Here is a 14117-nt window from a genome sequence, read left to right as displayed (position 1 = left end):
TGTAATTTGCCCCTTCCCGATCACAGAACACGATGCGCTTTACGTGATCCAATTCAACCAGTTGGGAAATGGTTTCCATCATTATCGCGCCCGCCGATAACCTGTCGCGACCATGTTGAAAAAAGACGCGATTTTGGCCGGATTTTCTCAAAAAAGGTCTTGCGGGCCTCGGGCTGTTTGATTATACACCTGCCACGCGCATCGAAAGACGCGCAGCACCTGATCCGGCATAGCTCAGTTGGTAGAGCAAATGACTGTTAATCATTGGGTCGCAGGTTCGAGTCCTGCTGCCGGAGCCAATTAAAAAGGGACCGAACGTAATGTTCGGTCCCTTTTGCTTTTGAACGTCAAAACACGGATGTTTGCCCCATGAAAACCATCAAAATCGACCTTCGCGAAGTTGAACTCGCCACCCTCTCCGGGCCGACCCGCGGATGGTTGATTACGGGCGAAGGCGGGATCATTCATGGCTTGGTGCACCCGATTGACGGGGATCTGTTCACGATCTCGTCGACAACCGATGCCCGGATACAGGCCTTTGGCTGGTGCCCGATGTTCGACAGCCTGGCCCATGTCCAAGCCGACCTCGAAATCGCGCTTGCCATGAGTTCACAGGATGAAGTTGAAGCCTGGCTTGAAGAGTCCGAGCGATTTGACGATGGGCATCATGGTCACGTGCATTAATCGTGACGCCGCATCTCCGCACTTCACGCTTCCCATAGCCTGCTGCATCGCACTGCCATAAAAACTTCGTGTTTGCAGCGCTTTATTGATGCACAGCAAATCAATATAATTGGCATCGCTCTAAAATATCGCACTGCATCATGATGGTGCGCTGAAAAAACAGCGCATGCATCACCATATAGGGCGAGTTGGCCGAAATTTGGCCGGCCCACATAGGACAAGGCGCAAACTGGCGATGAGTACAATCAACCTCGATCATCTGTTTAAACCGAAATCGGTCGCCGTGATTGGCGCTTCCAATCGGCCGCACTCCGTCGGCAGCGTGATTATGAAGAACCTGCTTGCCGGTGGATTTGACGGGCCGATCATGCCGGTTAATCCACGCAGTCAGTCGATCGGTGGCGTTCTGGCCTACCCCGACGTCAATAGCCTGCCGGTGGTGCCAGAGCTTGCCGTGATATGTGTTCCCCCCAAAGGTGTCGTTCCGGTTATGGAATGCCTGGCCGAAAAAGGCTGCCTTGCGGCGATTGTCCTAACCGCAGGCCTGAGTGCAGAACAATATGATGACAACCGCACAGTCAAACAGGCGATGCTTGATATTGCGGCCTCCAAGAAAATGCGTCTGCTTGGTCCGAACTGTCTGGGCTTGATGGTGCCGGGCATTGGCCTGAATGCCAGCTTCAGCCATCAAAGCATTGGCAATGGCAAGATTGCCTTTGTTTCGCAATCAGGTGCCTTGTGCACTGCCGTTCTCGACTGGGCTGCCGCACGCGGTATCGGGTTTTCCCACTTTATTTCGCTGGGTGAATGCGATGACGTCGATTTTGGCGATGTCATCGACTATCTGGGCTCCGATCCCGATACCCGGGCGATCATGCTTTATATTGAGTCCATTCACGAACGCCGAAGCTTTATCTCTGCCGCCCGTGCCGCATCGCGTAACAAACCGATCCTGTGCATCAAATCCGGTCGCTTTGCCGAGGGAGCAGCGGCCGCCGCGTCCCACACCGGGGCGCTTGCCGGTGCCGATGACGTCTTTGACGCCGCCATCAAACGTGCCGGTGTTTTGCGCGTGTACACGGTCAGTGAAATGTTCTCAGCTGCTGAAACGCTGTCGCGCATGCGCCCGTTCCGTGGTGACAAGCTTGGTATCGTGACAAACGGTGGCGGGATCGGGGTGCTTGCGGTTGACGCCCTGATCGAAAGACATGGCCAGTTGGCCCATCTTGACGACGAAACCATCGCAGCGCTTGATGAAGTCCTCCCGCCGACCTGGTCGCACGCAAACCCGGTTGACATCATCGGCGATGCACCGGGTGAACGTTATGCCAAGACCATTGACGTTGTCCTGAAGGACAAGAATATCGACAGCTTGCTGGTCATGCATGCCCCGACGGCCATAACCGATCCGGTCGAAGTCGCACAGGGTGTGATCGACACCATCAAGAACAGCAAGAAAAACATCCTGACCAACTGGGTTGGCGAAGCCACCGTGGCCGAAGCCCGCAATATGTTTTATGCGGCTGGTATTCCGACCTACCGTACGCCGGAAAATGCTGTTGCCGCCTTCCAACACATGGTCAATTTCCGCAAGCTGCAAGAACTCTTGATGGAAACGCCGCCTTCGGTGCCGCATGACTACACACCGGATGTCGACAAGGCACGCAGCATCATTCATGCCGCCATTCATGCCGGACGTCACATGCTGACCGAACCGGAAGCAAAGTCGGTTCTGGAATGCTTTGGCATCAATACGGTCAAAACCTATGCCGCCCTTGATGTTGACGATGCGGTTAGTAAAGCAGAGAAGATCGGTCGCCCGGTTGCACTCAAGATCCTGTCGGATGACATCAGCCACAAGTCCGATGTCGGCGGCGTGATCCTGAACCTTGAAAACGGCGAGGAAGTCCGTGCAGCAGCCGAAAAAATGCAGCGCGTTATTGGCAAGAAATTCCCGGAAGCCCGCCTGCGCGGTTTCACCGTTCAGGAAATGGTCAAACGTGACGGCGCACGTGAATTGATTGTCGGCATGACCACCGACCCGATCTTTGGCCCTGTTATCCTGTTCGGGCATGGCGGTGTCGAAGTCGAAGTCGTTCGTGACCGTGCGATGGCCTTGCCGCCGCTCAACATGAAGCTTGCCCGTGAACTGGTCGAAGGCACACGCATTCATAAGCTTCTGCAAGGTTACCGTGATGTCCCGGCGGTCAACCTCGAAGAACTTTACATGACCTTAGTGCGGCTTTCGCAGCTGGTTGTGCAGTTGGGCGAAGTTGTCGAGCTTGATATGAACCCGCTTCTGGCCGACCGTGAAGGCGTGATTGCGCTGGATGCCCGTATCAAGGTAACGCCGAAGGTTGTAAGCGACGAACAGCGCCTGGCCATTCATCCCTACCCGCGCCATTTGAAGGAAAAGGTGGTGATGGATGACGGGACAACCTATTTGCTGCGTCCGATCAAGCCCGAAGATGAACCAGCCCACTACGAGTTTATGTCGCGGCTAACCCCGGAAGATATTCACTTCCGCTTCTTCGGATCGGTCCGTGAATTGCCGCATTCTGAAATGGCCCGTCAGACGCAGCTTGATTACGACCGCGACATGGCCTTCCTCGCCATCCTGCCAAACGGTGATCAGGAAGGCGAAATTCACGGTATCGTTCAGGTCGTCATTGATCCGAACAACGAGAAAGCCGAATACGCCATTATGGTGCGATCCGATATCAAGGGCCGCGGCCTTGGCCGCATTCTGATGGAAAAGATGATCGAATTCTGCCGCCGCAAGGGCACAGAAACCTTCATCGGCCAGGTTCTGCCAAATAACCGTCGGATGTTGACCCTTTGCGAAAGCCTTGGCTTCAGCCGCAAATTTATCCCGGATGAAGAAGTATTCGAAGTCACCCTGCCCTTGCAGCGTGACCCGGAATAAGCCGCATTTTCATGACCACACAACAAAAGCCCGGTGAAATACCGGGCTTTTTCGTTTCAGGCAGAAGCGTCGATAATTTCAGGCGGTTTCTGCGACAAGCTTGGCCTTGATATCGGCAACGGCCTTTTCCGGGTCGATGCCCTTTTCACGCAGCGAATCAATTGCTTCATTCTCAATCGTGCGCAGTTCCTGCAAGGTCGTCTGCACGTCTTCAAGCTGCTGTTCAAGCTCTTCGATCCGGCGACGTCCAACCAGCATCAGATGGGCAAGCTGTTCCGTCCGACTGCGGTCTGCGTCATAGAGATCGATATATTCCTTGATATCCTCAAGCGAGAAACCAAGACGCTTGCCACGCAGCACCAGCATCAGCCGCGCCCGGTCACGGTAATTATATACACGCGTCGCACCGGCACGCTGTGGTGCAAGCAGGTTCTTGGTTTCGTAAAACCGGATTGCACGCGGCGTAATGTCAAATTCTTCGGCCAGCTCGGTAATGCTATAAAGCTTATCGTTCATGTTTTTTCTTGTTTGTTGAATGCGGTGCGTCACCATCGCAACATTCCGACAGCCCAGTCAACTGATTTACGCATACGTAAGGCTATAACACCGGGTGCCGGGCGTTACGAAGACGTCCTGTCAATCATTGTAAACAGGCAAACCTCGAACGTAATCAAGATCGACGGGAACATAGTCCGGTCCCTCGAAGACTTCCCCATCTGTCAACGCACCGGGCCAGAATGCGCGTTGAGACAACCAAGTCCCGCCATCAGGCATCGGGATGCTCAGTGTGTCGCAATACCCTTCTCGATGTTGCGCGCGAAGATCAAACCGCCCTGACAGCCCATCTTCGAACAACGGACCATCAGAAACGCGCGGATCACGCAAAACACCATCATAGGGATCAAACACTTCCGGATATGTCGGATGGTTGGCAAGATCGCCTTCAAACGAAACAGGCAATGGACCATCCGCCGACAGCGAAAGTTTGTCGGCCGGACCAAAGAATGTCTGATCCAGTGGCATCAGGTCTTCGGGGAGTTTTGCCGGATCGGCATGTTCAATTGCATTGCGGGCATTGATCAGGCCGCGCGTCGTGCCCTTCTTGATGTATTTCTGGCGCAGGAAAAAGCTGTTGTGCAGGCAGGCGGAAATATAATCCGGCTGGGCCACTGATCCGCCCTTGCCCAGCTTGAAAACAGCGCCGCCGTTATTCTCGTCCCCTTCTGGGCCCGGTCGGCTGTCAAACCAGCAGATATTGCCAAAATAATACCAGAATCCGCCACGCACACCGTCCTGCGAGAACAGCTTATGGCAGTTATAAAACCGGTTGCGGCCGATCCACCAGCCAACGGCGGTTGCTTCGGGCTCTATCGGGTTGTCGCGGATATATCTGAACCGGTTGTCAAAGATTCTGACGTCGCGGTTAAAGCTGCCGACCGGTGCATCCAGATTATGCTGGGATACATCCATCCGAACGCCGTTGTAGCAATCACAGATATCGTTTCGGATGATTTCGACATCCCCGATAATATCATCAGCCCCGAAGAACGCCCCGTTCAGGTAGCGATACTCAACCTCGATAACATTGCCGTCTTCGTCCTTGCCGTCGTGAATTTCATCCCAGCGAATTTGACGCCAGATATCGGGATTCTGGACCCAACGGCAACCCGTGATCGAGATGCCGCGGGTTTGTTCGCCGTTGGCATAAAACGCATAGGTGCCCTCGGTGATATCAAGGTCGCGAAACGCCAGATGCTGACTGTTTTCGATATAAACAGCACTTGGCCAAGCCCGCTTGATGGTAAAAAGCTCAAGCCGGATATGGGCGACATCAATCAATTGGAAGACGGCATACCCATCCCGTCCCGGATTACTTGCCGAAACGGAAGAATCAGGAAGCTTTGCCGCGTCGATTATCGCATCGGGTTCACCTCGGACAATGATCGGTTGATCAGCCGTCCCACTACGCGGGAAACGCAAGGGTTCATCAAAGCAATAATCCCCCGCAATCATCCGGATCATTTGTCCGGGCCGGCTTTGCGCAATCGCCTGATCAAGGGTCAATGTCGGGCGCGTCTTGGCATCAATCCAGTGTTCTTGCCCGTCACTCGATACGTAAACAACTTCCATACCCCGCCCCTCCCTGTTTGGATTGCAAAACCATAACGCAAAACAACCTGACGCCAAGTATGTTGTTTCAGGCGCGCCGTGAGGGCACCTGAATTCATATCCTCATACTTTTTGAAATGTCACCACGCGCCCGGTAAAACGCAAAAGTGAGTTTTCCTCACATTCTGGTTTTAGCGCGAGTTACCTAGACGCGATCGCCGCTTTCCATTGGCCATTTTGTATGGTGGCTGTCGATGACAAAGCGATGCTTGTGGGTTACGGGCGGGTGGAAGTGCCGATGACGATGCTTGTCTGTCTCAGCCACTTCTTCATGAATATGGACGTGATGCGGGTCATTATGGTCGTGCGGATGTTCGTGCCAAAACCCCGGATGACTGTGTTTGATTTCAAGTCTGTCTTCCTTCGGCCAGAGCATGACAGCAACAATCACAGAACCGATTGCCATGCCCCCGGATGCAAGAAAAGCTGCCGACAGATCCGCCAAACTTCCAAGCCAGCCAACGATGCCATAAGCAAACAGCCACCCGCCATGCGATAACGCGAAGTTGGCCGCAAAAAACGCGGAACGATCGCCTTCCCCGGCAGACCGTTGCACAAGCCGTCCGCCGGGGGTTTGGGCAAATGTCGTCCCGGCACCGGCAATCAGCCACAGAACTGCGAAAGCGATGACCGACGCCAAATCTGAAATCATCAAAGCGCCGCCTAGGATCATTGCGACCGCCGCAGCAACAATACCCGCCAACATCAGATGGCGTTCACCCACGCGTTCGATCAGCCGCGGGATCAGGAATGCCGCACACATTGACCCGGTGCCGGCACAGGCCAAAAAGCTTGTCGTCAGCAACTCTGTCCCGCCAAGAATGCCGCGCGTCAGAACCACGGTATTGACGATGATCATTGCCCCAACCGATGACACGGCAAAGTAAACGGCCAGAAGCCCGCGCAAACGCGGCGTCTTGAGATAAGCTACAATGCCAAACACCGTATTGGCATAAATACCGCCAGTCCGATCCGTCGGTGCGGCCGGCGGGATCTGTGCTGTCATGATCAGCAAAGCCGAGATCGCAAAGGTCAGGCTATTGGCCAAAAACAGACTGTCAAACGACCACACAACCAAAAGGGCCGCGGCCAAGGCCGGGCTGGCCAGATTTTCAAGGTCATAGGCCAGCCGCGCGTAAGAAAGCCCCTTGGTATATGCCTTTTCATCCGGGAGAATTTCCGGGATGATCGCCTGAAACACGGGGGTAAAGGCCGCCGAAGCTGCGTTTACGACAAACACCAGAACGAAAATCTGCCAGACCTGATCAACAAAGGGCAGACAAAGCACGATCCCCGCCCGCAACACATCCAATCCGACCAGCCACATCCGACGCGGCAACAGATGGGCCATGCCCCCAGCAACCGGTGCGATCACGAGATAGGCCACCATTTTCAAAACAAGGATGGAACCGAGCACCCGACCAGCGTCATCACCGGCAAGGTCATAAGCCAACAACGATAGCGCCACCGTCGTCAGCCCTGTCCCGATCAGGGAGGTAATCTGGGCGGAAAACAGATGGCGAAAGGCCGGTTGGGAAAACGGGGATAGGTTTGATGTCATCACCGCCCTTTCATGCTCGTCCGAGGCACAGGGCCCTCAGGATGCGGTCTCGGCCTGGTTGGTGCGTTCACTGGCCGTGCATTTCTTGTCTGGCAGTTGAAGCACTTTTCCGGTGCGCAATTCAATGATCCGCGTTGCAAGTTTCCGTCTGAAATGCGGATCGTGCGACACAAGGATCATGGCTTGTGGCAGCCCTAGCAGGATTTCTTCAAGCCGGCGCAGGTTTTCTTCATCAAGCGCGTTTGTCGGCTCATCAAGCAGCAAAACATCGGGCTTCATGGCAAGGACAGCGGCCACAGAAACCAGCCGTTTCTCACCGCCAGAAAGCTCATGCGTAATACGTTCACGCAGGTGTTTGAGATGCAGTTGATCCAGGACCTCATCCACAATCGCAAGGGCTTCTTCACGGCTGGCACCGAGGTTTAGCGGACCAAAAGCGATGTCCTCGATCACGGTTGGGCAGAAAAGCTGGTCATCAGGGTCCTGCACGATAAAACCAACCCGGCAGCGCAAATCGTGAAATTCGGCATCGGTCACACGCGAGGTGCCAAAGGCACGGATTTCACCCGCATGCGGCTTAATCAGACCGACAAGAATACGCAAAAGCGTACTTTTACCAGCCCCATTCGGCCCTGCAAGAAACAGTCGTTCGCCCGGATCAAGCGTCAGACTGACACGATCGAGCACATTCTGTCCTGCCCGATAGCCATAGGAAATATCATTCAGTTCAATAAGCGACGACATACATGCGATCCATCAGGACAAGGGCAATAATCAGGGCAAGGAAGAAAACGGCAAATGCACCGTCCCGACGCTTGAATGCCAGATCATCAATCATCGGGAAATGACCACTAAATCCGCGGCATTTCATGGCTTCAAGCACACGTTCGGCCCGTTCAAGCGACCGCACTACCAACATGCCAAACAAATAGCCGAAAGACCGGTAGGTATGGGCATTGTTGCGTGCCTTAAACCCGCGAAGTTTCATCGCCATGCGAAGACGATGATATTCATCATGCAGCACCGAAATATAACGCACCGTAAACATCATCAGATGCACCAGAACCGGCGGACATTTCAGACGATATAGCGTATGGCCAAGTGTCACCGGCGTCATACCCGACAAAAGGCTTAGCATCATCAGGACAACCGCATTGGCCCGTATGCCGACAAGGATGGCATGCATCAGGCCTTCCTTGCTGGCCTCTGCCCCAAGCACCGAAAACATCGGTGTTCCGGGGGTCGTAAACGGCAACATTACCAGCATGACGATAATGAACCCGTCCATCGCCGCCATACGTTTCAGGGTTACACGCAGCGGCAGGTCCGTCAGGTTCATTGTAATGGCGGCCAATATCAGGGCACCCAGTGCAAACTCGATCTGATGCAGGGCCACCACGACGATTGCAAAAATACAGGCCGCGACCACCCTTACCCTTGGGTCAAACGTTCCAACGAATGACGGTGAATGTCCGCCACGCGCCTGAACGCTCAGGGGTTGGTCATGTCCGAAAAGGTGGCTCATGCGTTGGGTGCTTTTGCTCTTAGCCGTCGCGCAGCGATGTAATAAATGGTCCCGAAGGCACCGAATATATAGCCAATGCCGCCCAGAATCGATTGAAGATCATTCTTTTCCTTGTAGGCGGTGAGTTCGCGCCTGAGCGGACGCAATTCGTCACGAACGATGGTCGCAATGATTTCTTCCTGTGCGCGGGTAATTGCAGGACCAGCGTTTGACCCTGCCCCCGATGCTGTCGGCGCCTTTGACGATGCTGTTTGTACAGCCCCATCAACATCCGTCAGGTCCGCAATGGCAAAGGTTGCCTCTGCAACGTGCCCTGCCCCGAGATCGGCACGAAAACGCAGATCAACCTGCTGGCTTGGTGTGTAGACAAAGAAACCATCACCGTCGGTGGTAACTTCATCAATCTTGTTGCCATCAAGATCAAAGATCTCAACAAGCGTGTTTTCGGCCATGACACCGTTGGAGAAACCGATTTCACCTTCGATGTTCGAACCACTTGGAAACAGGGATGCGATAACCTTGTGCGCCTGTGCAGGTGCTGCGCCAACCACAAGCATGCCAAGCGCAAAGACCAGCATGAGTGATCTAGCCATTGGAAACCTCGCCCGCCTGCTTTGCACGTAAGGATGCTGCCGGCTGCATCTCAAAGCCCGACATCTGATCGGCGGCCTGCAACAAGGCCGGTTTGACCTTGGCGATCAGATACACTGATGCCGCTGAAACCAGTCCTTCGACCACCATGATCGGAATGTGGGCAAAGAAGACCAGCTTGGCCGCCGGGACAAACGCATCACCGCTGAGCGCAAGCGAAATCGCGACAAATACCGTTGTCAGCCCGATGGAAGATGCACCGGCACATCCGCCAAGGACGGCGGCTGTGACCGGGTTGCTGCGCGATACCATTCCCCGGAACAAAAGCCCCGCCAGCACAGCTGGAAAGGCGATATTGACCGTATTGACGCCAAGAACCGTCAGGCCGCCAAAGCCAAAGAAAACCGCCTGAAGCAAGAGACCGACAAAAAGTGCCGGAAACGCGGTCCAGCCAAGCACCAGCCCGGCAAGACCGCTCATGATCAGATGCACACTGGATGGTCCCACCGGCACATGAATAAGCGACGCAACAAAGAATGTTGCCGACAAAACCCCGGTTGCGGGAATTTTATCGATTGGCAGTTTCCGCAGACCAAGGCCAAGCCCGGCAACTGCAAGAATACCCCCACCAATCAAGACTTCCGGTGCCAGCGCACCATCAACAATATGCATCTGTTTTGTCCCTCGCCTATTTCACATCATAGGCGCGAACCCACAGGACTGCATCCTGTGAAAGTTCCTTGCCCTGAAATTCTTTATCAGGGCCGCTGCCAAGTGCTGCAAATCCCCAAAAACCTGCCTTGGGGACACCAAAAGTGAAATACCCGTTTTGATCGGAGATGGCCACAACCGCACCACCGGGCATTGGCGATGCCGTTGGCCCTTTGGGTGTGTTACTGGCCATATCGGGTTCTGCGGCCATGTATTCGATTTCGACTTCAACACCGGCCACAGGTTGGCCTTCCCCTAACACTCGGCCGGTAAAGGTCGAACCGGCAATGATGTTGGTTGGTCGATTAAACGGCAGGATTTCGGTTTTTAGACCTTGCGGTTCCATCCAGTCGGTCGGAATTTCATTGCGGTTCACATAGGACTTCGTGATCTGCTGGATGAAGATATCTTCGCTTTCTTCATAATACGGCGCGGGGACCACCACCATGACGTAATCACCGCTGCGGCGCAGAGTCAAAGTTGCGTCAAAGGCCGCTGCCGAGTTGGCAATTCCGGTGAAAGTAATCGGCGAAAGCGTTGATTTCAGATCAAGTTTCTCACCGCGGTTAACCGCATAAAATTCAAGCGGCTCGGCCATATCCATGACATGACCGTTTTCAAACGGGTGCCAGAAAATCAGCTTAACCGGCTGATCCCCGGCCTTGGTCACGTTCACGTCCGGCGTATAGGCCAATTGAAAATGCGCATGCGCCGGCATGGCCGCCGACAGCACGCAGGCGCTTGCAATTGCAAGCCTGCCAAGGGTCTTAAACATATAATCGTCTCTTTCTCAAACGATGCACGCAGGCCAAAGGCCCAACGCACAGGGTCAGGATAAAGAACGATAGGATGGCTGGAAGCAAGATTGCGGATCTTCAAAAGACCGTTTGTACCCCTGCAACCTGACGCTCACCCCGGCGTCCAACAGTTTCATACCGGGCAATCGGCACCCGGCAGTCAAAGGCAGGTCTCCTGGCTCACGGTTTAAACAGCAATGCGCCTTCCCGGTTTGCACCAGTGGCATAAGCAATGCTCTGAACGCTTACAGTTGCGGGGGCAGCCGTGGCTTTGTCATGCATGACGCACCACGTTCCCTTTTAAGTTGGTCCAATCGGATCAACACCAAAGACAATGTCATAATCCACGCAGGACGGATTGCTGTCAACTCCTTGCCCCATGGTCCATGACAATCTTTTTGCGGATGGCTTGACGCGCCTTAAACCGGGCGCGAAGATCACCCGCAATTTTGCCGACGGGCCGCAAAAGCCTGCAATCAGATGGGTGGAAACATTATGAAACCTGAAACGGTTCTTGTTTTCTGGTTCAAGGAACTCGAAGAAAAACAGTGGTTTATCAAGGATGAAGCCCTGGATCGCCATATCGCGGAACGCTTTGCCGATTTTCATGCCGCCGCCACGGCCGGGGAGCTTTTTAACTGGCGCAAAACCGCCCACGGACGGCTTGCCGAGATCATCGTTCTTGATCAGTTTTCCCGCAATATGTACCGCGATCAGCCACAGTCCTTTGCATCGGATCCAATGGCATTGGTGCTGGCGCAGGAAGCTGTTTCCTTGAGGCTGGATCGCAAACTGGTCACCCCGCAGGAACAAGCATTCCTGTATATGCCCTACATGCACTCAGAATCAGAAATCATTCATGAAGTGGCGGTTGACCTGTTTTCACAGCCCGGCCTTGAGCACAATTACGAGTTCGAGCTGAAACACAAAAAGATCATTGACCGGTTTGGCCGCTATCCACATCGGAACGAAATACTGGGCCGCGCATCGACGCCAGAGGAAGTGGCGTTTCTCAAAGAGCCCGGATCATCGTTCTGAGCATTAAAAAAGGGACGGTTTCCCGTCCCTTTTATTCGATCGCACTTAGGCGCAGAACATCAGCCAACATCACGGTCGCGATTATCCCACCAGCCTTGAACAAGGCTTTCTGCCTCATCCATGTAATCCGCCTTGCCAGCAAGGAAGGCTGCCATGGCGGCACTCCCCTTGATCTTGGCTTCGGCGGGAATATCTTCCACCTCGCCACGCCAGACTGCCAGGAAGTGCTTTAGCGACACAGGGCTTTGATCTTCGCCATCCTTTTCGGTTTTTGACAGCAATGCGGGCCAGCGAACATCATTGAGCTCACCATTATCAAGCATGCGCAGATCGACATGCTTATAGGGTGTTCTTTCGGCTTCGCCGCCACCGCCCTTGATCACACCGATGCGTGGAAGTTCCAAAAGCTTGCCGGTTTCACGATGGACATCAAGAAACGCCGGATGAAACACACCAAGGAAGGCTGCACGCGCATGCAACGGATTAAGCAAACGCAGTAACGTATTGACCGGACTGCGCAACCCAAGAAGCGGACGCAATCCAATCAGCTCCTGCAGCTTGGGATGCATGTGACGCAGCGGCAGATATGCAAAACCCTTCGATGCGATATCAGAACGCGCTTCTTCTGCAGACATGGCAATCGGAAGCTTAAGCGCCTTGATGGCAACTTCTGTGCTGATCCCGTTGACCAGATGCGAGTTATAGCCATGCATCAGCACCGGAACATTATTCTGCGACAGCAAAAGCGCCGACAGCACAAACCAGGGCAGACCACGGGTCCGACCGGCCGCATAGGATGGCCAATCCAGCGCAGGACGCATAAGCGCGTCATCTTTGCTGTCTTCATCCGGTTCAAGGCGCGCGGCCTTGCGCACAGCTTCGATCATGCCGGCCAGTTCTTCGGGCGTCTCAGCACGGTAGCGCAGCATCAAAAGGAATGCGCCAAGCTGGATCGGTTCGACCTCGTCGCGCAGGATCATCGAGAACGCATCAAATGCCTCCTCGCGTGTCAGACTGCGCGAACGACCCGGCCCACGGAAGAACGTGCGCAGATAGCCAGAAAACGGATGCGCCTCTGGTAAGACATTCTCATCCTCGAGCTGTTCAAGATGCTCGTCGGTCATATGGTTTCACCGGAATAGTTGGTGTTACTGATCGTGAATACGCGTGAAGACCCACTCTGTCTCGGTCGAGAGGTCATCCTGATAGCGATAGCCATCAACATTAAACTTCTTGAGCTCTTGCGGGTCTTCGAGCCGATTGTCAATCATATAGCGTGCCATCATGCCACGCGCACGCTTTGCCGAGAAGCCGACAACCTTGGCCGTACCGCCCTTCACTTCCTTAAACACAGGCGTAATTACCGGGCCATCAAGGACCTTGGTCTTGATCGATTTGAAATACTCGTTCGAGGCGAGATTGATCAGGCTTCGATCCTTGTGACCTTTTGTAATCGCGTTGATTTCTTTTGAAAGCTTATCATCCCAGAACGCGTAAAGGTCCTTGCCCCGCGGGTTGGAAAGGCGCGTTCCCATTTCAAGACGATATGGCTGCATCAAATCGCGCGGCTTCAGAAGGCCATAAAGGCCCGAGAGCATCCGAAAATGATCTTCTGCCCAGTCGATGTCTTCGGCCTTCATGGTATCGGCATCAAGGCCGACATAGGTATCACCGCGGAATGCAAAGATCGCCGGTTTGGCGTTGGTGCTATTAAACGGACGCGAAAAATGCTGAAAACGCTGATAGTTCAGATCGGCAAGGTTTTCGCTGATGCCCATGAGCTTCATCAGATCGCTGCGGCTTTTTTTGCGCGCGACATCAACAAGTTGTTCGGTGTCGTCCAGAAATGCGGGTTGAGAAACAGACATTTCCGGGACGTCTGTTTCGAAATCCAGCTTTTTGGCCGGGGACACAACAGCAAGCATCAATCTGCCTCTTCTCTTTCATCTCGGTTCGATTTGTCGTAACAAGCCACAAGGCATGGGCAATGTCTAGGGTCCAACCCTATGTACAGGAGTATACGGCTGTACATGGATTTGGACCCTTAGCGTTATCCATAAACTTCTAATCTTGCAGAAAATCCGTCGGTTGCAAGTTTTGACGGATGAAAGGACC

The 14117-nt window shown here is 54.0% G+C and carries 13 protein-coding genes, 1 tRNA gene and 1 riboswitch; of the genes, 4 read left to right on the top strand and 10 right to left on the bottom strand.

The window, feature by feature from the left end:
• The first annotated feature begins 223 nt into the window (after positions 1–223).
• The 3 genes from AC5Q5A_RS05485 (at position 224) to AC5Q5A_RS05475 (ending at position 3610) form a co-directional block, all read left to right on the top strand.
• A tRNA-Asn gene (locus AC5Q5A_RS05485) sits at positions 224–299 on the top strand.
• 70 nt (positions 300–369) lie between these two features.
• Positions 370–684: a hypothetical protein gene (locus AC5Q5A_RS05480; protein ID WP_008890705.1), complete on the top strand. Its 315-nt coding sequence runs from the start codon at positions 370–372 to the stop codon at positions 682–684.
• 235 nt (positions 685–919) lie between these two features.
• Positions 920–3610 carry a bifunctional acetate--CoA ligase family protein/GNAT family N-acetyltransferase gene (locus tag AC5Q5A_RS05475; RefSeq protein ID WP_286792076.1) on the top strand — a complete coding sequence of 897 codons (2691 nt, stop codon included), beginning with the start codon at positions 920–922 and terminating at the stop codon, positions 3608–3610.
• 78 nt (positions 3611–3688) lie between these two features.
• On the opposite strand, the gene AC5Q5A_RS05470 is transcribed toward AC5Q5A_RS05475, so the two are convergent.
• The 8 genes from AC5Q5A_RS05470 to AC5Q5A_RS05435 all read right to left on the bottom strand — a co-directional run bounded on the left by AC5Q5A_RS05470 (position 3689) and on the right by AC5Q5A_RS05435 (position 10942).
• The gene (locus AC5Q5A_RS05470) at positions 3689–4126 is read right to left on the bottom strand and encodes a MerR family transcriptional regulator (protein ID WP_063089670.1); all 438 of its coding nucleotides are present in this window, start codon (positions 4124–4126) and stop codon (positions 3689–3691) included.
• A gap of 120 nt (positions 4127–4246) precedes the next feature.
• Positions 4247–5740 (bottom strand): right-handed parallel beta-helix repeat-containing protein, encoded by a 1494-nt coding sequence (locus AC5Q5A_RS05465; protein ID WP_493894616.1) that lies wholly within the window; start codon positions 5738–5740, stop codon positions 4247–4249.
• A 184-nt stretch (positions 5741–5924) separates the two neighbouring features.
• Positions 5925–7340, bottom strand: a complete 1416-nt coding sequence (locus tag AC5Q5A_RS05460; RefSeq protein ID WP_493894615.1) for an MFS transporter — start codon at positions 7338–7340, stop codon at positions 5925–5927.
• Between the two features lie 36 nt (positions 7341–7376).
• Entirely contained in the window at positions 7377–8084 is a 708-nt protein-coding gene (locus AC5Q5A_RS05455) for an energy-coupling factor ABC transporter ATP-binding protein (protein WP_493894614.1), read from the bottom strand.
• On the bottom strand, positions 8068–8865 hold the full coding sequence (cbiQ, locus tag AC5Q5A_RS05450) for a cobalt ECF transporter T component CbiQ (RefSeq protein WP_493894613.1): 798 nt from the start codon (positions 8863–8865) through the stop codon (positions 8068–8070). The genes AC5Q5A_RS05455 and cbiQ overlap by 17 nt, the downstream gene beginning before the upstream one ends.
• Positions 8862–9458, bottom strand: coding sequence for a NikL family nickel/cobalt ECF transporter subunit (locus AC5Q5A_RS05445; protein ID WP_493894612.1), 597 nt, complete (start codon positions 9456–9458; stop codon positions 8862–8864). Before AC5Q5A_RS05445 ends, cbiQ begins: the two co-directional genes overlap by 4 nt.
• Positions 9451–10128, bottom strand: coding sequence for a cobalt transporter CbiM (gene cbiM, locus AC5Q5A_RS05440; RefSeq protein ID WP_493894611.1), 678 nt, complete (start codon positions 10126–10128; stop codon positions 9451–9453). The genes AC5Q5A_RS05445 and cbiM overlap by 8 nt, the downstream gene beginning before the upstream one ends.
• A gap of 16 nt (positions 10129–10144) precedes the next feature.
• Positions 10145–10942 (bottom strand): DUF4198 domain-containing protein, encoded by a 798-nt coding sequence (locus AC5Q5A_RS05435; RefSeq protein ID WP_493894610.1) that lies wholly within the window; start codon positions 10940–10942, stop codon positions 10145–10147.
• A gap of 170 nt (positions 10943–11112) precedes the next feature.
• Positions 11113–11309, bottom strand: a riboswitch (cobalamin riboswitch).
• A gap of 150 nt (positions 11310–11459) precedes the next feature.
• Between AC5Q5A_RS05435 and AC5Q5A_RS05430 the strand changes: the two genes are divergently transcribed.
• On the top strand, positions 11460–12002 hold the full coding sequence (locus AC5Q5A_RS05430) for a DUF924 family protein (protein WP_493894609.1): 543 nt from the start codon (positions 11460–11462) through the stop codon (positions 12000–12002).
• 59 nt (positions 12003–12061) lie between these two features.
• On the opposite strand, the gene AC5Q5A_RS05425 is transcribed toward AC5Q5A_RS05430, so the two are convergent.
• Together AC5Q5A_RS05425 and yaaA are read right to left on the bottom strand one after the other, a co-directional pair.
• The gene (locus tag AC5Q5A_RS05425) at positions 12062–13126 is read right to left on the bottom strand and encodes a glycosyl transferase family protein (RefSeq protein ID WP_008890716.1); all 1065 of its coding nucleotides are present in this window, start codon (positions 13124–13126) and stop codon (positions 12062–12064) included.
• 24 nt (positions 13127–13150) lie between these two features.
• Positions 13151–13927, bottom strand: coding sequence for a peroxide stress protein YaaA (gene yaaA / locus AC5Q5A_RS05420; protein ID WP_493894608.1), 777 nt, complete (start codon positions 13925–13927; stop codon positions 13151–13153).
• Between the last annotated feature and the right edge of the window lie 190 nt (positions 13928–14117).

This window comes from Thalassospira sp. CA1, from assembly GCF_059052855.1.
The sequence above is the reverse complement of the archived record's forward strand: the minus strand, read 5'-3'. Positions and strand labels throughout refer to the sequence as shown.